We start from the raw sequence: 26242 nt of genomic DNA on the forward strand, positions 1-26242 counted from the left end.
GTCGGCGGATACCTACAGCAACAGCTGTGTCAGCGCCAACACGATGGACACGGTCAACAAGCCCAGCCCGGTCGAGACCACGACGCTTGCGGTCACCAGTTCCTCTGCCGTCCGATAGCGCTGCGAGAACAGGAACACGTTCGCGCCCATCGGCAACGCGCCGGCCAATGTCATGACGGCCAGCTGGAACCCTCGCACGCCCAGCAACCAGCCTGCGCCGAACACGAGCAACGGGTGCACCAGATTCTTGATCGCGACCTGTTGCAGCGCGCTGCGCCAATGCTCCCCGACACGGGTCAGCGCCAGCGTGATGCCGACCATGACCAGCGCCACCGGCGTGAAGGCCTGGCCCAGCAGCAGGATCGGCGTGTCCAGGAAAGGAGGCATCGTGAGCCCGGTCTGCGCAAACAACAGCCCCGCGATGATCGGCAACGGAACCGGATGGATGATGGCATTGCGCAATGCGCGGCCGGCAGTGCGCAGCGTGGAGCGCATGGAGCGGCTCCCGCCATGCCTCGCCGCCTGCTCGTTGGCAACGGCCAGTTCGATCAGCAGCGTCGCGCCCGTCATCAGCACCAGCGAATGCAGCGAGATCAGGGTCAGCAGCAGCACCATGCCTTCCGCCCCATAGGCCAGGCTGATGATCGGAATGCCGATCATCGTGGTGTTGCTGTAAGTGTTGGCCAGTGCCAGCACAGCCGACGTGCGGTTGAAGCCGCGCCAGGCGATGGTGACGACGAAGATGAGGCCGGCACCGATGAAATATGCGGCAACCGGCTTGAGGCTCAGTTGCTGGACCTGCACGGTGCTCATCGCGCGGAACAACAGCGCCGGCGCGAGCAGCAGGAAGATCAGGTTCGACAGATCACGGACGGCACCGCCACCGACCCATCGCATGCGCCCCGCGAAAAAGCCGACGGCGATCAGCAGGACGACAGGCAGGAGAGAGGAAACGACCGATGAGTTCACCGCGGCGAGGATACCCGCCGCGCCGCGGCGAAAACGATCAATCGGACATCAGAAGGTCGCGCGCAGTCCGACCTTGAGCGAGCGGCCCGGCAGCGGCGCGGCCGGATAGACGGTGGTCGTCAGGATCGACGTCGCGCTGTAGGCCAATCGGTTCGTCAGGTTGTCCAGCCGCGCATACCAGGTGAGGTTGGCCCCGCCCGCCTTCATGCGGTAGGTGAACGCGGCGTTCCAGAGCGTGTAGCCGGACGTCTCGCGATCGCCCTCGGCAGGCACGCGGTGTTGCGCGGCATAGCTGTCGAAACCGAAGCGCGCGCCCCACGGCCCGTTGCCATAGGCCAGCGTCGCGCCCACACGCAGCGGCGAGATGCGCGGCAGCGGTTCGCCCGTGTCGGTGTTGGTCGCGCGCACCAGGTCGCCGCGCCATTCGAGGTCGAGTGTCGAGCCATCGGCCGCGCGCGAGAAACCGTCGGCGCCGAGCAACTGCAGATTGCCGCTGGCCTCGATGCCCGTGAAGCGCGCGCGCACGCCGTTGTAGACGTACTCGGCCAACGTGTCGCTGGCGCCGGGCGCCGCGAGAGCGCCCTCCTCGTCGAGCTGATTGCCGGTCGCGGTCAGGCCGATGTAGTTGCGGAAGCGCGTGACGTAGGCATTCACCCGCGCCGTGTTCGCGCCCGACTTCCATTGCGCGCCCACATCCAGGCCGAGCGAACGCTCCTTCTGCAATGTGTCGTCGCCGAGCTCCCATGCCGCGGTTGCGACGTGCGGGCCGTTGGCGAACAGCTCGTAGTCCTTGGGCGCGCGCTCGGTGTATGCGAGGTTCGACGTCAGCTGCCATTGCGGCGCCACGTTCACCAGTGCGCCGAAGGCCGCGCTGTGCGGGTTGAAGCTGCGCTCGCCGGTCGCAAAACGCGTGATCGACAGATCGTCCGGATAACCGAAGGACGTGACCTTGGTCTGCTCCGTGCGCGCACCGAAGCTCAAGCGACCCCAGGACGTCGCGAGCTCTTCGTGCAGGAACAACGCATTCGACTGCGTCAGGCTGTGCGGTGCAAAGGCTTCTTCGCCGTCGGCCGAGAAGCGGCCGCGTTCGCTCGTGAAGCCGATCAGCCCTTCGACGTTGCCGATCTTCTGGTGGCGCGCCTCGATGCGCAGGTCGTCGCTCTTGTTGGCGAAGGTGGTGCCAGCCTGGGCGCCCTCGTACTCGGTATGGCTGTAGTCGGTGTGGCTGAGCTTGGCGTGCACGCTGGTGAAGAAGCCGCCCGGACGCCATTCGCCTTCCAGCGCGTAACGGTCGGACTGCATGCCGATGGTCACGTCGTCCTCGGCCACGGTGCCGTAGGTGCTGCGGTAGGTGCTGGCCGATGCGCCGATCCAGCCCTGATCGAAGAACAGGCTGCCGCCGATCGCGCCGCCATGCGCGCTGTTGGCGGAGTTGCAGATCTTGCGCGCCAGCGTGGGCGAGCCGGGCTTGGCGCATTCGAGATCGACCGGCACCGACACGTCGTCGGACTTCCGGTCGAAGGCATCGACGTGCAGCGCATAGCGGTCGTTGCCGCCTTCGAGCACCACGCCGCCGCTCTTCTCCTTGTTGCCGGTCGCGTAGCCCATGTCGGCACGGCCGCCGAAGCCGTTCAGCGGCTCGCTCGGAATGCGGTTGTCGATGACGTTGACCACGCCGCCGACGGCGCTGCCGCCGTACTGCAGCGCCGACGGGCCGCGCAGCACTTCGATGCGCTCGGTGACCAAGGCGTCGACCGGCACCGCATGGTCGTAGCTCAACGCCGACGCGTCGGGCGCGGTGCCGCCGTTCTGCAGGATGCGGATGCGGTCGCCGTCCTGGCCGCGCACGATCGGCCGGCTGGCGTTCGGGCCGAAGTAGCTGCTGCTCACGCCGGGCATGTTGTTGAGCGTTTCGCCCAGCGTCGAGTCGGAGCGCAGCAGCAAGGCGTCGCCCTGCAGCTTGTCGGTGGGCGCGATCAGCTCCGTGGCGCCCAGTGGGTTGCCGGTGACGGTGACCTCCTTCAGGCTGGGCGCGGTGGCGTCGCTCTGTGCAAGGGCGGGCCAGGCCAGGAGGGACAGGGCGGAAGCGGCGGCCAGCGCGACAGCGCTGCGATGGAATCGGAAAGACATGGGAATGAAGACTCGTTGAATCGATAGGGCAGCGCGCCGCACCCGTGAACCGGGTGCGGCGAACCGTGAAACCTGACAGGAAGATTCAGCGAGCCGAGGGCGGGCCGCGGGCACGCAGCAGCGCGACCCAGCGGGCGAAGATTTCGCCCTGCAGCCACGCGAAGGTGGCGGCCGGCAACGACACCGGCAATGCGACGAAAGGTACGGCCGGCATCGCCGTGCCGTGCGCCAACTGGTCGTAGAGACGGCAGTCGGCATCCGAGTGATCGCCGAACAGCACGGCAAGCCCGTGCGGCGCATGCCGCAAGGGTTCGCGCTTCACGATGCTGTCGACAACGGCGGACGCTGCAACGTCGGCCAGGCTGGCCGGCGTCGCGGACTGCAAGGTGGCCGGCGGATTCAGCCCGGGCACGTGCAGCGTGCGGTGCACCAGCCCCAGCGTCGAGGCGAGCCACAGCGCCACGGCCAGCGCAAGGATCAGCGCAGCCGGGTGGCGAGGGAAGACGACGGAGGAACGATGCACGCGAGGACGAAAGATCAGCGGATCAGGACTTCACCCGGGCCGCGAAGGTCTTCTGGAACTTCTCGACCTTCGGGCCAACCACGAAGGCGCAGTAGCCCTGGTTCGGGTGATTCAGGAAATAGTCCTGATGGTAAGCCTCGGCGGTCGAGTAATTGGCGAGCGGCACGACCTCGGTCACGATCGGCGCGCGGTAGGTGCCGCTGTCGGCGATCTCGCGGATCACCGATTCGGCAACCTGCTTCTGCGCATCGCTGGTGGTGTAGATGCCGCTGCGGTATTGCGTGCCGACGTCGTTGCCCTGGCGGTTCAACGTCGTCGGATCATGGATCACGAAGAAGATCTCGAGGATCTCGCGCAGCGAGATCTGCGCCGTGTCGAACGCCACCTTGACGACCTCGACATGTCCGGTACGGCCGGTGCAGACCTGCTCGTAGCTCGGATTGATCACCTCGCCATTGCAATAGCCGGACTCCACGTCCACCACGCCCTGCACGCGATCGAACACCGCTTCGGTGCACCAGAAGCAACCACCACCCAAGGTGATGGTTTCGGTCGACGATGAAGACTGGGACATGGCGTGGCTCCGGCAGGTTGCAGAAAGGCGAGCCCGTGATTGTCGCGGCTTGACGGAGCGGATGCAGCTCACTACATTACTAACCCGTCAGTCAGTAGCAGTTCTGCCAACGCCGTTTCTTCTGTTCCTGGCATCACCACCGTCAATTCTGCCGTTCGTTCCCCTCGCTGCCTCGATGTCCTCACCTCGCCGATTTCTCGCCGACAAGCTCTGCCCGGTGCGCGCCAAGCGCGAGCGGCGCAAGGAAGCGCGCCCTGGCGAGTTGCTCGAGGCCGCCCTTGACCTGTTCGTCGAAAAGGGCTTTGCCGCCACGCGCTCCGAAGAAGTCGCGGCCCGCGCCGGCGTGTCGAAGGGCACGCTGTTCCTGTACTTCCCGAGCAAGGAAGAGCTGTTCAAGGCGGTCGTGGTCGAGAACCTCGCGAGCCTCTTCGCCGGCTGGAACCAGGAATTCGAGGCTTTCGAAGGCAGCACCGCCGAGATGCTGCGCTACTGCATGCGCGTCTGGTGGGAGCGCGTCGCATCCACCAAGGCCTCCGGCCTGACCAAGCTCATGCTGAGCGAGGGCCGCAACTTCCCCGAGCTGGCGGAGTTCTATCGCAAGCAGGTGGTCCATCCAGGGCACGACCTGATTCGCCGCATCCTGCGGCGCGGCATCGACAGCGGCGAATTCGCACCGATCGACGTCGACCATGCGATCTACGCCGTGATCGCCCCGATGCTCTTCCTGATGCTGTGGAAGCACTCGGTCAACGTCTGCATCGACGGCCAGGCCGAACTGGACCCTGAAACCTATCTGGCGGTCCAGACCGGCATCGTGCTGCGCGGGCTGCTCGCCGAGCCGGGGGCCCCAACCTCGGGCAAACCCCAACGTGGCGCCCCCGGCGCCTAAAATTGAAGGTTTGTCCTGAGCCCACAAAAGGAAAGAGCCCCTATGAACACCCCCGCCAGCCTTGCGCAACTGCGCTTCAACATGATCGAGCAACAAATCCGTCCCTGGGACGTGCTCGATCTCGAGATCCTCGACCTGCTCGCGCAGATCCGTCGCGAGGACTACGTGCCCGAAGCGCACCGTGCCCTCGCCTTCTTCGACATGGAGCTGCCGCTGGAAGGCGCCAACGGCGTCTCGCTGCCCGGCCAGATCATGCTGTCGCCCCGCGTCGAGGCCCGCACGCTGCAGGACCTGCACGTGCAGAAGCACGAGTCGGTGCTCGAGATCGGCACCGGCTCCGGCTTCATGGCCGCGCTGCTCGCCCACCGCGCAGCCAGCGTGCTGTCGCTCGAGATCGACCCGGTGCTGGCCGCTCGCGCCGCCACCACGCTCGCACGCAACGGCGTGACCAACGTCGAGGTGCGCAATGCCGACGGCGCCACGCCGCTGCCCAGCGGCCCGAGCTTCGACGTGATCGTGCTGAGCGGCTCGGTCGCCCGCATTCCGCAGAACCTGCTGGGTTCGCTCAAGGTCGGTGGCCGCCTCGCAGCGATCGTCGGCGAGGAGCCGATGATGCGCGCGCATTTCGTCACGCGCGTGAGCGAAGGCAAGTGGGAAACCATCCAGCCGTGGGACACCATCGCACCGCGTCTGCTCGGCTTCCCCGAGCCCTCGCGCTTCGCCTTCTGAGCCGGCGGGACGCCACTGACATGATCGACCAAGTCCGCCCCGCCGACCTCGCCGCCTGGTTCGCACACGACGCCACAGCAGCGCCGGTGCTGCTCGACGTGCGCGAGCCCTGGGAACTGCAGACCGCCAGCGTGGCGCCCGAGGGCTTCACGCTGGTGGCCGTCCCGATGAACGAGATTCCAGGCCGGCTGGCCGAACTCGACGCGGGACAACGCATCGCCTGTCTCTGCCACCACGGCGCACGCAGCCAGCGCGTCGCCGCCTTCCTGGTGCAGAACGGCTTCGAACATGTGGCGAACGTGGCAGGCGGCATCGACGCCTGGTCCGCGACGCACGACGCGGCGGTGCCGCGTTACTGAGATGAAAGCGGCGGTGCCGCGCTACTGATTCTTCGCTCCCCAGGACTCTTCATGCCCGTGCCTCGACTTCTTCCTCTCGCGGCGGCCCTCGTCGCCGCGCTCGCCCTGCCGGCCCACAGCCAGAGCCTGGTCGAGCTGTACGAGTCGGCACGGAGCTATGACGCCACCTACCAGGGCGCCCGCGCGCAGTACGAAGCCAGCGTGGCCCGCGCCGCGCAAGCCAAGGCCGGCATCCTGCCGAGCGTCGCGGCCAGCGCGAGCGCCTCGCGCACCGATCTCGACATCGACGTGATCGCGGGCGCGCCGCGCTCGTCGGGTCCACGCGACTACACGACGCAGACCGTCGGCATCAACGCGTCGCAGCCGCTCTATCGGCCGGCCAACTGGGCGACCTACGAGCAAGGCAAGCGCCAGGCCGTGATCGCCGAAGCCGTGCTGACCAGCGCCGACCAGGACCTGATCGTGCGCGTGAGCCAAACCTATTTCGACGTGCTGGGCAGCCAGGACTCGCTCGGGCTGGTGCGTGCGCAGAAGGCCGCGGTGGCCGAACAACTGGCCTCGGCCAAGCGCAACTTCGAGGTCGGCACATCGACCGTGACCGACTCGCGCGAGGCGCAGGCGCGCTACGACCTCGTGATCGCGCAGGAGATCGCCGCCGAGAACGAACTCCAGGTGCGCAAGCTGGCGCTCGACCAGCTGGTCGGACGCACCGGCAGCGCGCCGCTGCCGCTCGCCACGCCGGTGGCCCTGCCCGCGCCCGACCCAGCCGACATGAACGCCTGGGTGATGCAGGCCGAAGGCGTGCACCCCGCCATCCGCCAGGCGCTGCTGGGCGTCGATGTCGCGGGGCTCGAAGTGAAGAAGGCGGAAGCCGGGCACAAGCCGACCATCGACGCCACGCTCGGCTACAGCGTCACGCGCAGCCCCGAAGGCACGAACCTGACCACCATCGGCACGCGCGTGAACGGTGCCCAGGTCGGCGTCACGCTGACCGTGCCGCTGTTCGCGGGCTTCGCCACCGAGAACCGCATCCGCGAGACGCTGGCGCTCGAGGACCAGTCGCGCTCCACGCTCGAAGCCACGCGCCGCAACGTGACGCAAGCCACGCGCGCGGCCTACCTCGGCCTGATCTCGGGTGCCGGCCAGGTGAAGGCGCTCGAAGCTGCCGAGGCGTCGAGCCAGAGTGCGCTGGACGCTAACAAGCTCGGCTACCAGGTCGGCGTGCGGATCAACATCGACGTGCTCAATTCGCAGAGCCAGCTCTACCAGACGAAGCGCGACCTGGCGCTCGCGCGCTACAACGTGCTGCTCGGCAATTTGAAGCTGCGGCAGGCCAACGGCACGCTGACGGCGTCCGATCTGGCGCCGATCAACCTCACACTGGCGACGGCACGCTGAAGCAGCAGGCCTCAGTCGAGGCTGGGTTCGGGCCGGTCGTCGAGCACCGGCGCGGCGACCGTCGATTCGGCGATCGCGAGGATCGCCTTCGCGGTGCGCTCGGAAGCACCGCGGTTGGCCGATGCGAAGGCCAGCGCGGCTTCGGCCATGGCTTCACGGCGCGAGGCGTCGGCGACCAGCGAGAGCGCGGTCTTCACGGCCTGCTCCATGTTCGTGACCCGCACGGCGGCACCCGCGGCCAGCGACAGTTCGGCCGCCTCCGAGAAATTGAAGGTCGACGGCCCGAGTACCACCGGGCAGCCGCAGGCCGCGGCCTCGATCAGGTTCTGCCCGCCGAGCGGCGCAAAGCTGCCACCCAGCATCGCGACGTCGGCCAGCCCGTAGTAAAGGGCCATCTCGCCGAGCGAATCGCCGAGCCAGATCTCCTGCTCCGCGGGCGCACCCGCCGTGCTGCGGCGTGCGACGCCGAAACCGTTCGATTCGATCAGCGCAGCCACCTCGTCGAAACGCTGCGGATGGCGCGGCACGATCATCCATTGCACGCCCGCCACCTGGCGCGCGATCGACTGCACGCCCGGCTGCTCGGGCGGCAGCGGCGCACCCGCACCGAAGCGCTTGAGCGCATCGAGGAACATCTGCTCCTCGCCATCGCGCGAACTCGCGAGCACGACCAGCGGCTTCGGCAGCTGCGTGCGGAATTTCGTCGCGGCCGCAAGCTGCCGCGCATCGGGCGTGGCGTCGAACTTGAGATTGCCGAACACGCCTGCGACCTTGGCGCCGAGCGACACCAGTCGATGCGAGTCGGCCTCGGTCTGCGCCCAGACGGCGGCCAGCGACGAATAGGCCGGCCGCGCGAGCCAGCCGAGCCGCTCGGCGGACGCGAGCGACTTCGCATTGAGCCGCGCGTTCGCCAGCACCAGCGGAATGCGCCGCTCGGCGCACGCAGCGACCATCACCGGCCAGACCTCGGTTTCCATCAGCACGCCGATGCGCGGCGCGAAGCGTGTGAGAAAGCGATCGACCGCGCCGGGCGTGTCCCAGGGCTGCCAGACCTGCAGATCGCCGGGCTCGAGCAGCTTGGCGCCCTCCTCGCGGCCGGTCGCCGTGCCGTGCGTGAGCAGGATCGGAATGCCCGGCTGCTGGCGCCGTAGTTCGGCGATCAGGATGCCCGCGGCGCGCGACTCGCCGAGCGACACGGCATGCACCCAGCACCAGCCGGTGCCGGTCGCCGCGGCGTCGTAGTGGCCGAAACGCTCCTCGACCGCCACCGCGTAGCCGGGCTCGGCCACGGCGCGCTTGCGCAACTTGCGCCGCACGACCGGCTGGACAAGGAAAGTGAACGCGCCATAGAGGCGCAGCAGCAGCGAACGCAAAGCCGACCGATTCCTGCTCAGTGCGCCGCAGCCGCCAACGTGGCGTCGGGCTTCACGGACTTCAGCAGCGCCATCATGTCGCCCTCGATGCGGTGCAGCGCCTCTTCGGTGTGACCCTCGAAGCGCATCACCAGCACCGGCGTCGTGTTCGATGCGCGGATCAGGCCGAAGCCGTCCGGCCAGTCCACCCGCACGCCGTCGATGGTCGACAGCTTCGCCGGCGCCGGGAAGTCGATCTTCTTCACCAGTTGCTCGACCAGCCCGTGCGGCTCGCCTTCGGCGCACGCCACGTTCAGCTCGGGCGTCGAGAAGCTCGTCGGCAGCGCGTTCAGCACCGCGCCCGCGTCCGGGCTCTTGCTCAGGATCTCGAGCAGGCGGCAGCCCGCGTAGGTGCCGTCGTCGAAGCCGAACCAGCGCTCCTTGAAGAAGATGTGGCCGCTCATCTCGCCACCCAGCGGCGAGTCGATCTCCTTCATCTTCGCCTTGATCAGCGAGTGGCCGGTCTTGTAGATCATCGCCACGCCGCCGGCCGCCTCGATCGCGGGCGCCAGGCGCTGCGAGCACTTCACGTCGAACAGGATGGTGCCGCCCGGCACGCGCGACAGCACGTCCTGCGCGAACAGCATCATCTGGCGGTCGGGGTAGATGTTCTGGCCGTCCTTGGTGACGATGCCCAGGCGGTCGCCGTCGCCGTCGAAGGCCAGGCCCAGTTCGGCGTCGCCGGCCTGCAGCGCGGCGATCAGGTCCTTGAGGTTCTCGGGCTTGCTCGGGTCCGGATGGTGGTTGGGGAAGTTGCCGTCGACTTCGCTGAAGAGTTCGGTGACTTCGCAGCCAATGGCGCGCAGGATGGCCGGGGCCGAGGCGCCGGCGATGCCGTTGCCCGAGTCGACCACGATCTTCATCGGGCGCGCGAGTTGGATGTCGCCCACGATGCGCTGGGTGTAGGCCTCGGTCACGTCGACCTTGCGCACGCTGCCGCCGGGGGCGAGCGTGGCGCTGTCGGCTTCCATCACGCGGCGCAGCGCCTGGATCTCGTCGCCGTAGATCGCGCGGCCGGCCATGATCATCTTGAAGCCGTTGTAGTCCTTGGGGTTGTGGCTGCCGGTGAGCTGGATGCCGCTGGTGCACAGCGTGTGGGCGGCGAAGTACAGCATCGGCGTGGTGACGGCGCCGACGTCGATCACCTCGACGCCGGTGGCGATCAGGCCGCGGATCAGCGCCTCGACCAGCGACGGGCCCGACAGGCGGCCGTCGCGGCCCACCGCCACGCTCTTTTCACCGGCCGCCCGTGCGGCGCTGCCGAAGGCCTTGCCCAGCGCTTCGGCGATCTCCGGATTCAACGTACTGGGCACGACGCCGCGAATGTCATAGGCCTTGAAGATCGACGCGCTGAGCTGCATGAAAAACATCCTGGAAGATTGCAAGAAACTGCGTCCATTGTAGGCACGCGATGCGTCGCCCAAATGTCCGGAAACGGCCAGTCCAGAGCATGCGCAACCGTATGATCGACCGCATGCACACCGATGCCGAACCCACCGCCGGACTCGAGAGCGACGCCTGCTACCTCGCCATGAAGGCGCACGACGCGCGCTTCGACGGCACCTTCTTCACGGCGGTGACCTCGACCGGCATCTACTGCCGCCCGGTCTGCCGCGTGAAGCTGCCGCGCCGCGAGAACTGCCGGTTCTACAAGCATGCCGCGCAGGCCGAGGCGGCCGGCTTCCGGCCCTGCCTGCGCTGCCGGCCGGAGCTCGCACCGCGCGCCGCCAGCTGGTCGACCGAGGACGCATCGCGCATCCTCGCCTTGCAGGCGGCACGGCTGATCGACGAACCCGACGCCTGGCCCGAGGACGGCCCGGGCGCCGCACAGATCGCGGCGCGGCTGGGCGTGAGCGACCGGCATCTGCGGCGCATCTTCGAAGTCCAGTTCGGCGTGTCGCCGCTGCAGTACCTGCAGACGCGCCGGCTGCTGGCCGCCAAGCAGCTCATCGCCGACACACGGTTGCCGATGGCGCAGGTCGCGCTGGCCAGCGGCTTCGCGAGCGTGCGGCGCTTCAATGCGGCTTTCGGTGCGCACTACGGACTCAACCCCAGCGCGCTGCGCCGGGCCGGCCGCGAAGGTGCGGCACGTGCCGACACGATCGACGTGCGGCTCGGCCTGCGTCCGCCCTATGACGCCGACGCCATGCTCGGCTTTCTCGCGAAGCGCAGCCTGCGCGGCGTCGAACTGGCCGGCACCGACAAGCACGGCGCCTTCTTCGCGCGAACGCTGCGCGTGAGCCACGCCGGCCAGACGCACACCGGCTGGCTGCGGCTGCACTTCGACATGCCACGCGAGCAGCTCTGCCTGGCCGTCGCCGAATCGCTGGCCGCCGTGCTGCCGATCGTGATCAGCCGTGTGCGCGCCATGCTGGACCTCGATGCCGAACCGATGGCGATCAACGCGGTGCTGCACGAGGCCTTCCCCGACGGCGACGGCCTGCGCGTGCCGGGCACGGTCGACGGCTTCGAGCTCGCGGTGCGCGCGGTGCTGGGCCAGCAGATCACCGTGGCCGCGGCGCGCACGCTCGGCGCGCGGCTGGTCGAGGCCTTCGGCGAGCCGGTCGTGACGCCGATCGCCGGGCTCGACCGCCTGTTCCCGACGCCGACGGCCCTGGCGGCAGCGAGCGGCGATGCGCTGGGCAGCCTCGGCATCGTCAAGCAGCGGCAGGCCGCATTGCAGGCGCTGGCGCGCGAAAGCGTGGCCGGACGGCTGGCCCTGCATGCCGGCGCCGACGTGCCGGCGACGCTGGCCGCGCTGCAGGCGTTGCCCGGCATCGGCGACTGGACTGCGCAGTACATCGCGATGCGCGCCTTGCGCTGGCCCGATGCCTTCCCCTCCGGCGACGTGGCCTTGCAAAAGGCGCTGGGCGTGAGTTCGGCGCGCGCCGCGGCCGAAGCCTCGCAGGCCTGGCGGCCCTGGCGCGGCTATGCCGTGCTGCGCGCCTGGCAGGCACCGCGCGCCCCCATCACCCGACCCACTCCGGCGGCAACGCCCGACGCACCATGAAATTCAGGAACACCGCGCTGCGCATGCAGCACATCGACAGCCCGCTCGGCGGCATCACGCTGGCCGCGACGCCGGCCGGCCTGGCCGGCCTCTGGTTCGACGCCCAGCGCCACTGGCCCGACATGACCGGCTGGCAGCCCGACGACGCCGACCCGGTGCTGCAAGCGGCTGCCGCCCAGGTGCAGGACTACTTCGCCGGCCGGCGCAACAGCTTCGACCTGCCGCTCGACCTGTCGCACGGCACGGCCTTCCAGCAGGCCGTGTGGCAGGCACTGCTCGCGATACCCGCTGGCGAGACGACCAGCTACGGCCTGCTGAGCGCCCGCATCGATCGGCCGGCCGCCGTGCGCGCCGTGGGCGCCGCGGTCGGGCGCAATCCGATCAGCGTGATCGTGCCCTGCCACCGCGTGGTCGGCGCCGACGGTTCGCTGACCGGCTATGCCGGCGGCCTCGACCGCAAGACCGCGCTGCTCGCACTGGAGGGCGCCCGTTGAACGCCCGCAGCAACGCCACGGTGCCCAAGTCCACGTCCGCACCCCCACCTGCCGCCACAACACCCGCCGGCGGCGCGCTGTCGCGCCGCTGGCTGATCGACCTCGTCCTGCTGGGCGCGCTGTGGGGCGCTTCCTTCCTGTTCATGCGCATCGGCGGAGCCGAATTCGGCGCGCTGCCGACCGCGGCCCTGCGTGTCGCCATCGGCGCGCTGGTCCTGCTGCCGTTGATGCTCGCCAAGGGCCACTGGGGTGCCTTCGCCGCACGCTGGAAGCCGACGCTGGCGGTCGGCGTGATGAACTCCGGCCTGCCCTTCGCGCTGTTCGCGATCGCGCTGCTCACGATCAACACGGGGCTGGCGGCGGTGATCAATGCGACGACGCCGATGTTCGGTGCGCTGGTGGCCTGGGCCTGGTTCCGCGAGCGGCCGGACAACTGGCGGCTGGTCGGCCTGGTGGTCGGCTTCGCCGGCGTCGCGGCGCTGGCCAGCCGCAACGCGGGCCTGCAGTCCGGACAGGGCGGCGGCGCGGCCATGTGGGCCACGCTGGCCTGCCTGGGCGCCTGCGCCAGCTACGGCATCGCGGCCAGCATGACGCGGCGCTACCTGATGGGCATGCCCTCGCTGGCGACCGCGGGCGGCACGCAGATCGGCGCCACGCTGTTCCTCGTGCTGCCCGCGCTCTGGCTGCATCCCACGCAGATGCCGAGCCTGCGCGCCTGGCTCGCGGTCGCGGCACTGGGCATCGCCTGCACCGGGCTCGCCTACATCCTGCTGTTCCGGCTGATCGAGACCGCCGGTCCGGCGCGCGCGCTGACCGTGACCTTCCTGGTGCCGGTGTTCGCGATCATCTATGGCTGGATCTTCCTGGGCGAGCAGGTCACGCCGTGGATGCTTGGTTGCGCAGGCGTGATCGTCTGCGGCGTGGCGTTGTCGACCGGCTTCGTGAAGCCGGGCCGCGGCCGCTGAGCCGCGCCCGCGCGGCTAGATCGCGCCCGCCACCACGTTGATCGACAGCGCGAGCACCAGCATGTTGAAGGCGAAGGCCAGCACGCTGTGCACGAGCGTGATGCGGCGCATCTCGCGCGAGGTGACCTCCACGTCCGACACCTGCGAGGTCATGCCCACCACGAAGGAGAAATACAGGAAGTCGAAGTAGTCCGGGTCGAGCTTGCCCGGAAAGTCGAGCCCGGCGCCTGCCACCTTGTCGCTCTGTTCCAGCTGGTAGTAGCGGTGCGCGTAGTGAAAGGCATAGATCGTGTGGATCACCAGCCACGACGCTGCCAGCGCCACCATGCCCAGCGCGATGTGGGCGGCGCGCTGCAGCCCGTCCATCTGCTTGACCTGCATCAGCAGCATCGCGATCACCGTGACGCTCACGCCCACCGCGGTGAGCATGATCACCAGGATCAGCACGTTGGGCTGGTCGAGCGACCGGGAGCGTGCCCGGGTGCGCTGCGCGTCGAAGGTCTCGGCCAGCCACCAGGCGAGCGCCAGGTAGACCACGATGCCGGCGCACCAGCCGATCAGGCCGCGTGCCAGGCCGTCGGTCGGCCAGGGTGCGAAGCCGGCGGCGAGCCCGACGCCGCAGCCGTAGGCGAGCCGCTCCAGGCCAGCCGCTTCAGAGAGATGTTTGCGCATACGGCGACTTTACGTGGAGCCCGGCCGACAATGCCGGCAGAACCCGATGAGAGACAAGAAAGAATGAAGCTCCCACGCTCCCTTGCACGCATGGCCTTGCCACTGCTGGCCGGGGTCGCATGGATCGCGGCCGGCCTTGCCGGTGCGGTGCATGCGGCCACGCCACCGCCGACGGCGCCAGCCGCATCATCGGCAACGTCCAGCACCGGCGTGCCGGACACGCTCGAACAGCGGGTCGCCGCCTGCATCGCCTGCCACGGGCGCGAGGCCGCAGCCGCCAACGCCGACTACTTCCCGCGGCTGTCCGGCAAGCCGGCCACCTACCTCTTCAACCAGCTGATGAGCTTCCGCGACGGGCGCCGCTCCAACCCCGACATGAACTACATGGTGCAGCACCTGTCGGACGGCTACCTGCGCGAGATCGCCGAGTACTTCGCAGCGCTCGAACTGCCCTACCCGCCCGCGGCCACGCGCAGCGACGCGACGCCCGACATGCTGGCACGCGGCAAGGCGCTGGTGTTCGAAGGCGACACGCGGCGCGGCATACCGGCCTGCGCGCAATGCCATGGCAGCGCGCTCACCGGCGTGCTGCCCGGCATTCCGGCGCTGGTCGGCCTGCCGCGGCTGTACCTGTCGTCGCAGCTCGGCGCATGGCTTTCCGACGAGCGCCATGCACTCGCGCCCGACTGCATGGCGCAGGTCGGCCGCAAGCTGGACAACCGCGACATCACGGCGGTCGCGAGCTGGCTTGCACTGCAGCCCGTGCCCGCCGACCCCAAGCCCGCGGCGGCGCCGCCCGGACCGATGCCGATGGCCTGCAGCGCGATGGTGCAGCCCGAGGCGGGCACGCGATGAGCACGCCGATGAACGCGCCCAACCCATCCGCACGCCGCGTCACCTTGCGCCGGGTGCTGATCGCGCTGCTGCTCGCCGTCGTGCTGCTGGCTGCATTGGCCGCCGCGGCGGTGGTGGCCCTCAACCTGCGCGGCGAAGACCCGCTCCCCACCGGCGACGCACCCTTCGCCAGCACGCCCGCACAGGTCGAACGCGGCCGCTACCTCGCGCTGGCCGGCAACTGCGCCGGCTGCCACAGCGCACGCGGCGCCGCTGCCTATTCGGGCGGCCTCGGCATCGCGACGCCCTTCGGCACCATCTTCTCGACCAACCTGACACCCGACCCGCAGCAGGGCATCGGCGGCTGGAGCGCGGCGCACTTCTGGCGCGCGATGCACAACGGCCGCGCCAAGGACGGACGGCTGCTGTACCCGGCCTTCCCGTACCCGAGCTTCACCAAGATCACGCGCGAGGATTCGGATGCCATCTACGCCTATCTGCGCAGCCTGCCGCCCGACGCCACGCCGAACCGGCCGCACAAGCTGCGCTTTCCCTACGACACGCAGGCCGCCCTGGCGGTGTGGCGCGCGCTGTCGTTCCAGCCGGGCAGCTTCGTGCCCGACCCGGCACAGCCGGCCGAATGGAACCGCGGTGCCTACCTGACCGAGGGCCTGGGCCACTGCATCGCCTGCCACGGCAGCCGCAACGCGCTGGGCGCCACCGAGGAAGCGCGCGGCCTGTCTGGCGGCGTGATCCCGGTCGAGAACTGGTATGCGCCCTCGCTCACGTCGGCGCGCGAGGCCGGCGTCGCGACCTGGGAAGCACGGCACGTGGTGCAGCTGCTGAAGACCGGCACGGCGCCCGGCGGCTCGGTGATGGGGCCGATGGCCGACGTGGTGTTCCGCAGCACGCAGTACCTGGACGACGCCGACCTGGCGGCCATGGCGGCCTATCTGCAGAAGCTGCCGGAAGCCGCACCCGCCGCCACGCCGGCACCGACCGTGCGGCGCGACCCGGGCACCATGGAACGCGGCGCCACGATCTACGCCCAGCGCTGCGCCTACTGCCACGGCGATGCGGGCCAGGGCGCACCCGGTGCCTACCCGCCATTGGCCGGCAACCGTGCCGTGCTGATGGACAGCGCGGTGAACCTGATGCAGATGGTGCGGCACGGCGGCTTCCTGCCGGCCACCGCGGGCAATCCGCGGCCCTACGGCATGCCGCCCTTCGGCCATGTGCTGGACGACCGGCAGATCGCCGACGTGCTGACCTGGGTGCGTGGTTCCTGGGGCAACGACGCGCCGCCGGTCAGCCAGCGCGATATGGCGCGGCGCTGAGGACGAGACGAAAGCATGCAAGGGCCTGCGTGAGCCCATCGACGATTTGCCATAAAGACTGTATAAATTCACAGTTCTTATCGCAACCCTCGTTTTTCTCCCGCAAGGATCCTCCATGCCCTACACCGTCAGCCTCCAGGAATTCCCCGGCCTTCCCTTCGACGCCCAGCAGCAGGCCGAACAGCGCTTCCGCCGCGCCCTCGACAAGGCACTCGGCGAGCGCGTCGACCCCGTGCTGCGCGCCTTCCAGGTGGCGTCCGACTCCAGCGCAGAAGACCTGTCGAAAGAGGATTTCGCGCTCGCCAGCGCCTGGCCCAAGGCCTACGACCTGGCCCGCACCGCCGGCTTCCGCGACCTCGGCGGCGCGGAAGAAGCCTTCTTCGAAGTCAGGGCCGCCTGAAGGTCAAGGCGGGCCGAGGCCAAGGCCAAGCCCGCCACCCAATCCGTTGCCGAGCCCGCCGACACGGTCGACCCGCCGTGCGATGGCCGCCTGCAGCACGTCCTGCGTGGACGCCAGCGTGAACCAATGCTTCGCCCGCGTGATGCCGGTGTAGACCAGCTCCCGAGTGAGCACCGGACTCATGCGCTCGGGCAGCAGCAACGCGGCATGCGCGAACTCCGAGCCCTGCGACTTGTGGACTGTCATCGCGAACACGGTTTCCACCGCACGCAGCCGGCTCGGCAGCACCCAGCGGATGCCGCCTTGCCCGTCGCCCGCGGCGAAGGCCACGCGCAGTATCCATTGCGGTTCGGGCTTGCCGGCCGTCCATGACGGCAGCGCCAGGGTCACGCCCACGTCGCCGTTCATCAGCCCCAGGCCGTAGTCGTTGCGCGTGACGAGCACCGGCCGGCCCAGGTACCAGCCGCCTTGCGCCGCCTCGATCAGCCGCTCCTCCATCAGCAACTGCGCGATGCGCGCGTTCAGGCCCTCCACGCCGCGCGGCCCGCTGCGCAGCGCGCACAGCAACTGGAAGCGGCCATAGGCCGCGAGCACCTCGCGCGCCCAGCCGTCGAACGCGACTTGCGTGGCGTCGGGCGCCGGCTGGCGCTCGTGCATCAGCGTGAGGTAGTGCCGGTAGCCGACCGGCGGCAGCACACCGCCAGCGCGCGTCTCGCCCTGCGGAAAGGCGGCGGGCGCACCGTCGACCACCAGCCGCCGGAACGCGCGATCGTCGCTGGCCGACCGCCGCGCGAGATCGGCGAAGCGGCCATCGAACACACGCCGTGCGGCCGTGGCGTTGCCCGCGTTGACGGCCTCGGCGAGCTGGCCGATGCCGCTGTCGGCGCTGAAGCGATGGCTCACGCGCAGCTTGACCACCGCCTGGTCGAGCGGCCCGCCGTAGAGGTCGCAGAGCGCGTCGTCCAGCCGCTCGCCGGTCACGGCGGCGAGCCATGCCGCGGTGTCCGGCCGGTAGTAGCCGCCATCGGCACGCTGGCACAGGTCGCCGAGCACCGCGCCCGCCTCCACCGACGCGAGCTGGTCCTTGTCGCCGAGCAGGATCAGGCAGGCCTGCGGCGGGAGCGCGGCGAACACGGCGGCCATCATCTCGAGGTCGAGCATCGAGGCCTCGTCGATCACCAGCACGTCGAGCGCCAGCGGATGCTGCGCGTCGTGCCGGAAATGCCGGCTGTCGGGCCGGCTGCCGAGCAGGCGATGCACAGTGCTCACCTCGGTCGGAATCGAGTCCCTCAGCGCCTCCGGTTCCGGCAGGCCGGCGAGCGGCAATTGCGCGACCGCACCGGCAATCGATTCGTTCAACCGCGCCGCGGCCTTGCCGGTCGGCGCAGCCAGCCGGATGCGCAACCGCCGCGCGCCGGTGGTCGCCGACAGCGACAGGTGCTGCAGCAGCGCGAGCAGCCGCACCACGGTGGTCGTCTTGCCGGTGCCCGGACCGCCGGTGACGATGCCGAAGCGCTGCCGCGCCGCGAGCGCGCAGGCGATCTTCTGCCAGTCGACGGCGCCGCCGGGCCGCGCCGGAAACAGCACGCCCAGCGCGGCGGCCAGCGTCGCCTGCGCCTCGGGCGCGGCGGCCGCGGTGGGCATCTCGACACGCCGCAGGATCGCCTCGCGCACCGACTGCTCGTACTGCCAGTAGCGGCGCAGATAGAGCCGCGTGCCGATGCGCACCAGCGGCGTGTCGCCCGGCCCGTCGCCGACCAGCGCAGGCGCATCGAGCGCCGCGGTCCAGCGCGCCAGATCGACGCCCGCAAGCAGCGCCGAGGGCTGTGCGGGCGGCGTCTCGCCCACCCCATCGGGCCGATCGCGATCGTGGCCGTGCATTCGGGCGTCGCCTTCGGGCGGCAACGACAGCGCACGCTCGGCGTCATCGAGCGCGGCGCGCAGGTCGAGGCAGGCATGGCCGCGGCCGAGCTGGTGACTGGCCAGCGCGGCGGCCAGGATCAGCAGCGGATCGGCCTCGGGCGCCTGATGCGCGAGGAAGTCGGCGAAGCTGGCGTCGAGCGCGCGCAGCCAGCCCTCCGCCACCCAGCGTTCGAGGGCGGCGAGCATCGGTGCATGCCGCGCGGGGCGCGGACCGAGAAATACTGCGGACACGGCGGTCACTGCCATCATGGCGCCTCCTCCGCGCCCGCGCCCTGGAACAGCGCATCGAGCGCCTCGATCAGCACGCGCGGCGGCCGTTCGGCATGCAGCCCCTGGCCGGGCGCCGCATGGCCGCGCAGGAACAGGCAGGCCGCGCCGCCGACGTGGCGGTCGTAGTCGTAGCCGGGCAGGCGCACGCTCAGCAGCCGGTGCAGTGCGAACACGTAGAGCACGTACTGCAGCTCGTAGCGATGCGCCAGCACCGCCTCGCGCAGTGCCTCGGCCGTGTAGTCGGCGTCCGCCGGGCCGAGCCAGTTGGACTTGTAGTCGACCACGACATAGCGGCCGTCGTGTTCGAACACCAGGTCGATGAAACCCTTGAGCATGCCGTTGACCTGCTGCGGCAGCAGCGCAGGCCGCGCCACGCCGCCGAGCGTGTGGCGGCACACCAGTGCGTCCAGCGCGCGCGTGTCGACGCGGTCGATGCCGAACCAGAACTCCATCTCGATCTGCACGCGGCCGAGTGCCGCCGGGGCGATCGGCGTCAATTCGGCACCGAGCGCCTGCAGGTCGAGCGGCGCGGCGAGCCAGCCGAGCAGCCAGTCGCGCAGCGGCTCGGTCCAATGGCTCCAGCCGCTCAGGTTGCAGCGCCGCGCGACCAGGTCGGCCAGATCGGCCTGCAGTGCCGGCTCGGCCAGCACCCGCGCAAAGCCCTGGCGGCCCAGCCATTCGAGCAGGCCGTGCAGGAAGCTGCCGGGTCCGGCGCCACGTGGAAAGCCATGCAGGCCACCGGCGTCGGGCACCGCGACACCGGCCAGCGAAAGAGACAGCGCCGACGCGGCCTCCGTCGTCGGTGCGTCGCTCGCGCTGTCGGCATAGATGTCCTCGGCCGCATCCGTCGGGCCCGGCTGCGGTGCCGGCCAGCCGGGCGCATCCGCGTCCCCACCACCTGCGCCGTCCGCGCCGTAGGCGATCACGGTCTCGTCATCGACCGCCTGGTGTGCCCGGCGCAACGCCGAGTAGCTCGCGATCCACCAGCGCTCGGGCGGCGCGGGCGGCAAAGGCGGCTCCGGCGCGAGCCGCGGCACGACCGACTCGGCCTGGTAAAGCGCGTCGCCAGCTTCGGGTGCGGGCTCGACCGCGATCGCCGGATGGCCCGCGGCCAGCGCATCGAGCGCCGGCCGCAAGGCCTCGGGCGGCAGCGGCGCACCGCCGGCCAGCAGGTAGCCGATCGCGCTGCGCTCCATGCCCGGCAGCGGCGCGATGCCGAGCCAGGTCGCGTGACGCGCCCGCGTCAACGCGACGTAGAGCTTGCGCAGGTCTTCGCCCAGCCGCTCGCGGTCCGCGCGCGCGAGCACCTCGTCGTCGGCGTGCAGGCTCACCCGCAAACGGCCGGTGTCGTCGTGCCACTTGAGCGGCAGGTCGCCCGCCTTGGTGGCACGAAACGCGGTGGCGAAAGGCAGGAAGACCAGCGGATATTCGAGCCCCTTCGACTTGTGGACGGTAACGACCTTGACCAGCGCCGCATCGCTTTCGAGGCGCAGCTTGGGCGCCTCGCCCTGGGCGTCTTCGTCGTGGCGTTGTTCGGCCAGCCAGCGGATCAACGCGTGCTCGCCATGCAGCTGACCCGCGGCCTCCTGCAGCAGTTCGGACAGGTGCAGCAGATCGGTCAGCAGGCGCTCGCCATTGGCGGCGAGCAGGCGTTGCGGCACGCCGAAGTCGTGCAGCAGCCGGCGCAGCATCGGCAGCACGCCCTGGCGGCGCCAGACCTGCTGGTAGCCGCGGAACTGCACGACGCACCTTTCCCACTCGAGCTCGTCGTGGTTCAGCCGGTCGAGCTCGGCCCAGGACAAGGCCAGTGCGGCCGTGCCCAGCGCGGCGCGCAGCGGACGGTCGTCGTCCGGCTCGGCGCAGGCGGCGAGCCAGCGCTGTACCTCGGCCGCGGCTGGGCTCTGGAACACCGACTCCTTGTCCGACAGGTACACGCTGCGTACACCGCGGGCCGACAGCGCCTGCCGCACGGCGCGCGCCTCGCGGCCGCTGTTGACCAGCACGGCGATGTCGCCCGGCGACACCGGCCGCAGCGTGCCGTCGGCCGACGCGAAGCCGGCATCGCCGGCCTGGCCGCCATTGAGCAGGCGCACGATCTCGGTGGCGCAGGCCGAGGCCAGCACACGCTGGGCCTCGCCGCTGCGGACGGCTTGATCGGGTTGATCGGTCTGGTCGGAATCCAGCGTCCAGCAGGTCAGCGCGGGCGCATCGCGGCCCTGCACCTGCCAGCGCTCGCTCCGGCCGCGGGCCTGCACTGCGACGAAGGGCAAGGGGTTGTCGCCGCCGTGGCGGAACAGGAAGGCGCCCTCGCCGGCCTCGCGCGCTTCGGCCTGCAGGAACACGCGGTTCACCGCATCGACCATCGCCGCGGTCGACCGGAAGTTGGTGCCCAGCGTCGCGTGGCGATCGCCGGTGTCGCGTCGCGCCGCGAGGTAGGTGTGGATGTCGGCGCCGCGGAACGCATAGATCGCCTGTTTGGGGTCGCCGATCAGCACCAGCGCCGTGTCCTGCGCGTTCGCGGCGACGCCATAGATCGCGTCGAAGATGCGGTACTGCAGCGGGTCGGTGTCCTGGAACTCGTCGATCAGCGCGACCGGGAATTGCTGGCGGATCAGCGCGGCCAGGCGCGGTCCGTTCGGCCCCTGCAATGCGGCGTCGAGCCGGGTCAGCAGCTCGTCGAAACCCATCTGCGCGCGCCGCGCCTGCTCGGCCGCGAGGCGCGCCGCGCACCAATGCACCGCGTGGCGCAGCAGCGCCTCGCGGCCGTCGGCCAGCGCGCCGATCGCCTCGCGGAGACTGCCGCAGGCCTGCAATGCGGGGTGGCGCAACGGCGCGTCGTCGCCGCTCCAGCCTTCGCCAAGGCCGGCGGGCGACAGGCGCTTCCAGGCCGTGTCGGTCAAGGCGGGCAGCACCGCGTCGCCTTCGGCCCAGTCGCGCAAGGCCTGCAGCCAGTCCTTGCGCTTGGGCAGTTTGCATTGCTTGGCGGCGACGGCTGCTTCGAGCAGCGCGAGCAGCTCGACGGCCCAGCCCTGCTCGCCAGCCCAGGGCCGCTTGAGCGCCGCCAGCGCAGCCGCGGCCTCTTCGCGCGCCTCGCGCAAGGCCTCGGCCGGCGGCCGGCCGGCGGGCAGCGCTTCGGTCAGGCCCAGCAGACGATCGACCTCGCCTTCCAGCGCATCGGGCGTGGCCCACCAGGTGCGAACCTGCCTCGCATCGGCGGGCGGCAGGGGTGCGAAGAAGCTGCGCCAGTAGTCGCGCACGGTCTCGGCATGGAGCAGGCGCTGGTCGGTCTCCAGCGTCTGCGTGAACAGGCTGCCGCTGTCGAAGGCGTGCTCGCTCAGCATGCGGTTGCACCAGCCGTGGATGGTGGACACGGCCGCCTCGTCCATCCATTCGGCGGCGAGCCGCAGCGTGCGGGCGCAGGCGTGCCATTGCGCGGTGGGGTAGCTCGCGCGCAGGTCGTGCAGCAGGTCCTGCCCGGTGGGACGCTGCGGCACGTCGGCCGGTTCGATGAGGAAGGCTTCGGCCGCCTCGGCGAGGCGCGCGCGGATGCGGTCGCGCAGCTCCTTGGTCGCGGCGTCGGTGAAGGTCACGACCAGGATCTCGGGCGGCGTGAGCGGCCGCGCGAAGGCCGCGTCGCCATCGCCATGGCCGAGCACCAGCCGCAGGTACAGCGCGGCGATGGTGAAGGTCTTGCCGGTGCCGGCGCTGGCCTCGATCAACCGGCTGCCGCGCAACGGGAAGTCGAGCGGTTGCAGGAGCGTGGGCAGGCGGCTCATTCGGACGCTCCAGAAGCCGTGTCAACCGCTGCAGCCTTGGCCGGCTTCGACGACGCACGCAGGATGGCGTCGTCGATCGGCTGCAGCAGCGCGCGCGCCCAGGTCGCGAATTCGCCGCCGGACCACAGCGCGGCGAAATCGGCGAAGGTGCGCGCGAGGTAGGCGTTGTCGTCGCGCTCGCCGTACTGCATGAAGGCCGGCTCACTGTCCTCGTAGCGCGCGCGGGCGGCTGCGTAGGCTTCGCTGCCGGGCTGGGCCGCGTCGCTGCCGCCCTTGTCGCGCCAGGCGATGCCGCTGCGCAGCGCGAACGGCAAGGGCCGCGACAGGCCCAGCGTCCACGCATCGAGCAAGGTCGCCCAGTGCTGCCGCGCCTGCTCCGCGCCGAGCGGCATCAGCGTGACGCTGCCGGCCTTGCTGATGATGCGGGTGGTGAGCACGTCGCCATCCAGATGCGCCGCCAGGTGCGCGACCCAGCAGGGCACGAGCCGGTCGAGCCGGTAGCGGCCCTTGGTGACGAGGCTGCCGCTGTCGAGCACCAGCCGGCATCGCAAGCCCGCCGCATTGGCGCGCAAGCCGTCGAGCCAGTCGACCAGCCGCAACGCCTCGCCACGACCCGCGGGCAGATGGTCGAGTGCCGCGTCGGGCAACGCATCCGGCCAGTCGGCCAGCGCGCTGGCGTACTCCGCGAACATCTTCTCCATCGGCTCGGCCAGCTCGCCCTGCACGAGTTCCGCGAAGTGGCCGGCCGGCAGCTCGCCGCGGCGCTGCATGCGCGCGAGTGCATGGTCCAGCGCTGCCTCGCGCGGCGCGCCATCGGCGATGGCAGCCTGCTGCGCCAGGATCAGTTCGTCCTGCAGCCGCCAGTTGCCGAGCGCGTCGATCGCGAAGGGTTCCTGGTCTTCGCCGACCGGATCGGCCGCGCCGAAATGGATGTGCAGCCGCTCCTTGAAGAAGCTGCCGACCGGGTCCTTGAGAAAGCCGGCCAGCAGCCGCAAGGTGAGCGGGCCTTCGAAGGCCCAGGGCGCGAGCCCGGGCGCATCGATATCGGCCGGCACGGTCGCAAAACCCGCGCGCCATTCGCGCGCATGGCTGAACAGCCGCGTATCGCCGCCTTCGCTGAAATACGCCGCGTGGAAAGGCTGCAGCCGGTGTTCGACCGTGAGCGCATGCAGCAGCCGCGCGCCCGCGTCGTCCTGCGCCAGCGCTTCGTCGCCCGCCAGCCGCCAGCCCGCCGCGAGGTGATCGCGCAACTGCGCGACGAGCACCGACGGTGGACGTTCCGACTGGTCGTGGATGCTGCGGCCGACCCAGCTGATGTGCAGGCGCTCGCGCGCCGACAGCAGCGCTTCGAGGAACAGGTAGCGGTCGTCCTCGCGGCGCGAGCGGTCGCCCGGGCGGTAGTCGGGCCCCATCAGGTCGAAGTCCATCGGCACGCGGCTGCGCGGATAGTCGCCGTCGTTCATGCCGAGCAGCGCGACGACGCGAAACGGAATGGCCCGCATCGGCATCAGCGTCGCGAAGGTCACGGCGCCGGCGAAGAAAGGCTGGTTCAAGGAGGTCTGGTCGATCTGCGCCAGCCAGTGCTCGCGCACGACCGACAGCGGCAACGGCTCGTCGAGCGCGGCGGCGTCGCAGGCCGCGAGCCAGTCCTGCAGCGACGATTCGAGCCGGCGCAGCGTGAAGCCGTCGCCCTCGCTGGTCGCGAGGAAGAAGTCGGTGAGCAGCGCGCGCAGCCGCACGCCCCACTCGGCCGGTGTCGCGGTCATGGCGAGCGTGCGCCAATGCGCTTCGAGGGTGCTCAGCAACTGCACCAGCGGGCCGAGCAATGCGGCATCGAGCCCGCCGACCTCGTCGAGCGGCTCGATGCCGTCCCAGGCCGCGCCGCTGCCCACCGCATAACCGAGCAGCATCCGCTTCAGCCCGAAGTCCCAGCTGTTCTGGCCCGACGCATCGGGCAGGTCGAACGCACGCCGCTGGTCGGCATGCAGGCCCCAGCGGATGTTGGCGGCCGACATCCAGCGGTGCAGCAGCGGCAACTGGTCTTCGTCGATGCCGAAGCGAGCGCGCAGCGCCGGCACTTCGAGCCAGTCGAGCACGTCGCTCATCGCGACACGCGACTGCGGCAACGCGAGCAGTGCTTCGAGCGCGGCGAGCAGCGGATCGTGGTGCCGCCGCGCCTGGTCGGCCAGCGTGAACGGGATGTGGCGCCGATCGTCCGGACCGAACAGCCCGAACACGGCCTGGATGTGCGGCGCGTAGGCGGCCACGTCCGGCACCATCACGATGACGTCGCGCGGCCGCAGCGCCGGGTCGGCCGCCAGCGCGGCCAGCAACTGGTCGTGCAGCACCTCGACCTCGCGCTGCGGACCGTGCGCGACGTGGAAGCGGATCGAGTCGTCGGCCTGCGCATCGAGCGCCGGCCACAGCGCGCGCGACTCGGCCAGCGGCCGCAGGTCGCGGATGTCGTCCTGCAACTGGCGCAGCAGCGTGTCGCGCGCGTTCGGCTCGAAGTGATCGATGCGCTCGCCGATCGCGGCAAAGCGCTGCGCATAGGCCTCGTGCGCATCGTGCGTGTCGAGCAGGCGGATGAAGTCGCGGCCCTGCTTGCCCCAGGCGGCGAGCAGCGGCTGCGCATGCAGGTGCAGCGCCTCGTCGGCGATGGCGCGCTCGCTGCCCGGACGGCGGCGCTGGCGCCAGCGCTCGGCGCGCAGCAGGTCCTTGTCGGCCACGATGTGCGACCAGTCGTGCTCGCAGGGGTTGTGCACGCACATCAGCACCTGCACCCAGCGCGCCAACGCAGCCAGCACCTCGAGCGACTGCTGCGGCAGCGACGAGATGCCGAACACGACGAGCCGCCGCGGCAGGCCCACGGGGCGCTCGTCCGGGCCGCTCTCGACGGCGGCCATGAAGCGCCGGTGCACGGCGGCACGGCTGCTGGCCGCACCGTCGGCACCTTCGGCGCCCACGTCTTCCAGCAACGCGCGCCAGAGCCGCGGCTGCCAGCGCAGCGCATCGGGCACCGGCTGCGTTCCGCTGCGGCTGGTGACGATGTCGTCGCCGCCCGCGGCCCAGCCTGCGAGCCAGCCGGCGCGATAGACCTGGTATTGATCGAACAGGTCGGCCAGCCGCTCGGCCAGCTGATGGCGCTTGCGGCGGTCGGTGTCGTCGTCGAGAAAGCGTGCGAGCGGCGCGAACACCTCTTCGGCCAGCAGCGCCGGCAACAGCCGCATCAGGCGCCAGACCAGCAGCGGCTTGTCGAAGGGCGAGGCCGCGGGCACCGCCTGCGCGCCGAGCACGGCGCGGTAGGCCTGCCAGATGAAGCGCGATGGCAGTTCGGTCTGCAAGGCCGCCGCGATGCCGACGCCGCCGTGCCGCACGTCGCGCGCCAGCGACAGCCGCAGCCACTGCGCGACGCCGTTGCTCTGCACCAGCACCCATTCGTCTTCCAGCGGCGCGAGCGGATGCCTGGCGATCCAGGCGAGCACCAGGTCACGCAGGGCTTCGGGGTGGTTGCTGTGCACCGCCATGAAGCCGGGGGAAAGGGGCGTGTCGCTCATCGGTCGAAGTGTGTCGAGAGT

The 26242-nt window shown here is 70.4% G+C and carries 20 protein-coding genes; 10 read left to right on the forward strand and 10 right to left on the reverse strand.

The window, feature by feature from the left end; genetic code table 11:
* Positions 1 to 12: 12 nt before the first annotated feature.
* From AC07PZ_RS19845 to msrA, 4 genes are all read right to left on the reverse strand, one after another.
* Entirely contained in the window at positions 13 to 969 is a 957-nt protein-coding gene (locus tag AC07PZ_RS19845; protein WP_495296850.1) for an AEC family transporter, read from the reverse strand.
* Between the two features lie 48 nt (positions 970 to 1017).
* Positions 1018 to 3099: a TonB-dependent receptor gene (locus tag AC07PZ_RS19850; protein WP_495296851.1), complete on the reverse strand. Its 2082-nt coding sequence runs from the start codon at positions 3097 to 3099 to the stop codon at positions 1018 to 1020.
* A gap of 85 nt (positions 3100 to 3184) precedes the next feature.
* The gene (locus AC07PZ_RS19855; protein WP_495296852.1) at positions 3185 to 3622 is read right to left on the reverse strand and encodes a hypothetical protein; all 438 of its coding nucleotides are present in this window, start codon (positions 3620 to 3622) and stop codon (positions 3185 to 3187) included.
* A 22-nt stretch (positions 3623 to 3644) separates the two neighbouring features.
* A complete protein-coding gene (gene msrA / locus AC07PZ_RS19860) occupies positions 3645 to 4196 on the reverse strand; it encodes a peptide-methionine (S)-S-oxide reductase MsrA (RefSeq protein ID WP_495296853.1) in 552 nt (183 codons plus the stop codon).
* A 175-nt stretch (positions 4197 to 4371) separates the two neighbouring features.
* Here msrA and AC07PZ_RS19865 point away from each other — a divergent pair, with 175 nt between their 5' ends.
* The 4 genes from AC07PZ_RS19865 to AC07PZ_RS19880 are packed head-to-tail and all read left to right on the forward strand — an operon-like array spanning position 4372 to position 7571.
* Positions 4372 to 5085 carry a TetR/AcrR family transcriptional regulator gene (locus AC07PZ_RS19865; RefSeq protein ID WP_495296854.1) on the forward strand — a complete coding sequence of 238 codons (714 nt, stop codon included), beginning with the start codon at positions 4372 to 4374 and terminating at the stop codon, positions 5083 to 5085.
* A 42-nt stretch (positions 5086 to 5127) separates the two neighbouring features.
* Positions 5128 to 5814: a protein-L-isoaspartate O-methyltransferase family protein gene (locus AC07PZ_RS19870; RefSeq protein WP_495296855.1), complete on the forward strand. Its 687-nt coding sequence runs from the start codon at positions 5128 to 5130 to the stop codon at positions 5812 to 5814.
* A gap of 20 nt (positions 5815 to 5834) precedes the next feature.
* Complete coding sequence (locus AC07PZ_RS19875; RefSeq protein ID WP_495296856.1) at positions 5835 to 6173, forward strand: rhodanese-like domain-containing protein; 339 nt, start codon at positions 5835 to 5837, stop codon at positions 6171 to 6173.
* 51 nt (positions 6174 to 6224) lie between these two features.
* Positions 6225 to 7571 carry a TolC family outer membrane protein gene (locus AC07PZ_RS19880; RefSeq protein WP_495296857.1) on the forward strand — a complete coding sequence of 449 codons (1347 nt, stop codon included), beginning with the start codon at positions 6225 to 6227 and terminating at the stop codon, positions 7569 to 7571.
* 11 nt (positions 7572 to 7582) lie between these two features.
* Here the strand turns inward: AC07PZ_RS19880 and AC07PZ_RS19885 are convergent, their stop codons facing one another.
* Together AC07PZ_RS19885 and AC07PZ_RS19890 are read right to left on the reverse strand one after the other, a co-directional pair.
* Entirely contained in the window at positions 7583 to 8944 is a 1362-nt protein-coding gene (locus tag AC07PZ_RS19885; RefSeq protein WP_495296858.1) for a 3-deoxy-D-manno-octulosonic acid transferase, read from the reverse strand.
* Positions 8945 to 8961: 17 nt separating this feature from the next.
* Positions 8962 to 10344, reverse strand: coding sequence for a phosphomannomutase/phosphoglucomutase (locus tag AC07PZ_RS19890; protein WP_495296859.1), 1383 nt, complete (start codon positions 10342 to 10344; stop codon positions 8962 to 8964).
* 113 nt (positions 10345 to 10457) lie between these two features.
* Here AC07PZ_RS19890 and AC07PZ_RS19895 point away from each other — a divergent pair, with 113 nt between their 5' ends.
* From AC07PZ_RS19895 to AC07PZ_RS19905, 3 genes are read left to right on the forward strand one after another with little or no spacing between them, the layout of a single operon-like run.
* On the forward strand, positions 10458 to 11993 hold the full coding sequence (locus AC07PZ_RS19895) for a DNA-3-methyladenine glycosylase 2 family protein (RefSeq protein WP_495297087.1): 1536 nt from the start codon (positions 10458 to 10460) through the stop codon (positions 11991 to 11993).
* Positions 11990 to 12487, forward strand: a complete 498-nt coding sequence (locus tag AC07PZ_RS19900) for a methylated-DNA--[protein]-cysteine S-methyltransferase (protein WP_495296860.1) — start codon at positions 11990 to 11992, stop codon at positions 12485 to 12487. The genes AC07PZ_RS19895 and AC07PZ_RS19900 overlap by 4 nt, the downstream gene beginning before the upstream one ends.
* Positions 12484 to 13452 carry a DMT family transporter gene (locus AC07PZ_RS19905; RefSeq protein WP_495296861.1) on the forward strand — a complete coding sequence of 323 codons (969 nt, stop codon included), beginning with the start codon at positions 12484 to 12486 and terminating at the stop codon, positions 13450 to 13452. The genes AC07PZ_RS19900 and AC07PZ_RS19905 overlap by 4 nt, the downstream gene beginning before the upstream one ends.
* 15 nt (positions 13453 to 13467) lie before the next feature.
* Here the strand turns inward: AC07PZ_RS19905 and AC07PZ_RS19910 are convergent, their stop codons facing one another.
* A complete protein-coding gene (locus tag AC07PZ_RS19910) occupies positions 13468 to 14124 on the reverse strand; it encodes a DUF1345 domain-containing protein (RefSeq protein WP_495296862.1) in 657 nt (218 codons plus the stop codon).
* 63 nt (positions 14125 to 14187) lie between these two features.
* On the opposite strand from AC07PZ_RS19910, the gene AC07PZ_RS19915 reads away from it, so the two are divergent.
* The 3 genes from AC07PZ_RS19915 to AC07PZ_RS19925 all read left to right on the forward strand — a co-directional run bounded on the left by AC07PZ_RS19915 (position 14188) and on the right by AC07PZ_RS19925 (position 16695).
* Positions 14188 to 14979: a c-type cytochrome gene (locus AC07PZ_RS19915; protein WP_495296863.1), complete on the forward strand. Its 792-nt coding sequence runs from the start codon at positions 14188 to 14190 to the stop codon at positions 14977 to 14979.
* 8 nt (positions 14980 to 14987) lie between these two features.
* Positions 14988 to 16295: a c-type cytochrome gene (locus AC07PZ_RS19920; RefSeq protein WP_495296864.1), complete on the forward strand. Its 1308-nt coding sequence runs from the start codon at positions 14988 to 14990 to the stop codon at positions 16293 to 16295.
* Between the two features lie 115 nt (positions 16296 to 16410).
* Entirely contained in the window at positions 16411 to 16695 is a 285-nt protein-coding gene (locus tag AC07PZ_RS19925) for a hypothetical protein (protein ID WP_495296865.1), read from the forward strand.
* A 3-nt stretch (positions 16696 to 16698) separates the two neighbouring features.
* On the opposite strand, the gene recD is transcribed toward AC07PZ_RS19925, so the two are convergent.
* Genes recD through recC form a run of 3 tightly spaced genes read right to left on the reverse strand, consistent with a single transcriptional unit; the run spans position 16699 to position 26221 of the window.
* Positions 16699 to 18867, reverse strand: coding sequence for an exodeoxyribonuclease V subunit alpha (gene recD, locus AC07PZ_RS19930; RefSeq protein WP_495296866.1), 2169 nt, complete (start codon positions 18865 to 18867; stop codon positions 16699 to 16701).
* A complete protein-coding gene (gene recB / locus AC07PZ_RS19935; RefSeq protein ID WP_495296867.1) occupies positions 18864 to 22664 on the reverse strand; it encodes an exodeoxyribonuclease V subunit beta in 3801 nt (1266 codons plus the stop codon). Before recB ends, recD begins: the two co-directional genes overlap by 4 nt.
* Entirely contained in the window at positions 22661 to 26221 is a 3561-nt protein-coding gene (gene recC, locus AC07PZ_RS19940) for an exodeoxyribonuclease V subunit gamma (protein WP_495296868.1), read from the reverse strand. Before recC ends, recB begins: the two co-directional genes overlap by 4 nt.
* Positions 26222 to 26242 lie beyond the last annotated feature (21 nt).

This window comes from Variovorax sp. GW821-FHT10B04, from assembly GCF_059415645.1.

Coding starts and splice junctions, on each gene's coding strand:
- AC07PZ_RS19850 (WP_495296851.1), bottom strand. CDS start 3,099: ATGTCTTTCCGATTCCATCGCAGCGCTGTCGCGCTGGCCGCCGCTTCC.
- msrA (WP_495296853.1), bottom strand. CDS start 4,196: ATGTCCCAGTCTTCATCGTCGACCGAAACCATCACCTTGGGTGGTGGT.
- AC07PZ_RS19865 (WP_495296854.1), top strand. CDS start 4,372: ATGTCCTCACCTCGCCGATTTCTCGCCGACAAGCTCTGCCCGGTGCGC.
- AC07PZ_RS19870 (WP_495296855.1), top strand. CDS start 5,128: ATGAACACCCCCGCCAGCCTTGCGCAACTGCGCTTCAACATGATCGAG.
- AC07PZ_RS19875 (WP_495296856.1), top strand. CDS start 5,835: ATGATCGACCAAGTCCGCCCCGCCGACCTCGCCGCCTGGTTCGCACAC.
- AC07PZ_RS19880 (WP_495296857.1), top strand. CDS start 6,225: ATGCCCGTGCCTCGACTTCTTCCTCTCGCGGCGGCCCTCGTCGCCGCG.
- AC07PZ_RS19890 (WP_495296859.1), bottom strand. CDS start 10,344: ATGCAGCTCAGCGCGTCGATCTTCAAGGCCTATGACATTCGCGGCGTC.
- AC07PZ_RS19895 (WP_495297087.1), top strand. CDS start 10,458: ATGCACACCGATGCCGAACCCACCGCCGGACTCGAGAGCGACGCCTGC.
- AC07PZ_RS19900 (WP_495296860.1), top strand. CDS start 11,990: ATGAAATTCAGGAACACCGCGCTGCGCATGCAGCACATCGACAGCCCG.
- AC07PZ_RS19910 (WP_495296862.1), bottom strand. CDS start 14,124: ATGCGCAAACATCTCTCTGAAGCGGCTGGCCTGGAGCGGCTCGCCTAC.
- AC07PZ_RS19915 (WP_495296863.1), top strand. CDS start 14,188: ATGAAGCTCCCACGCTCCCTTGCACGCATGGCCTTGCCACTGCTGGCC.
- AC07PZ_RS19920 (WP_495296864.1), top strand. CDS start 14,988: ATGAACGCGCCCAACCCATCCGCACGCCGCGTCACCTTGCGCCGGGTG.
- AC07PZ_RS19925 (WP_495296865.1), top strand. CDS start 16,411: ATGCCCTACACCGTCAGCCTCCAGGAATTCCCCGGCCTTCCCTTCGAC.
- recD (WP_495296866.1), bottom strand. CDS start 18,867: ATGATGGCAGTGACCGCCGTGTCCGCAGTATTTCTCGGTCCGCGCCCC.
- recB (WP_495296867.1), bottom strand. CDS start 22,664: ATGAGCCGCCTGCCCACGCTCCTGCAACCGCTCGACTTCCCGTTGCGC.
- recC (WP_495296868.1), bottom strand. CDS start 26,221: ATGAGCGACACGCCCCTTTCCCCCGGCTTCATGGCGGTGCACAGCAAC.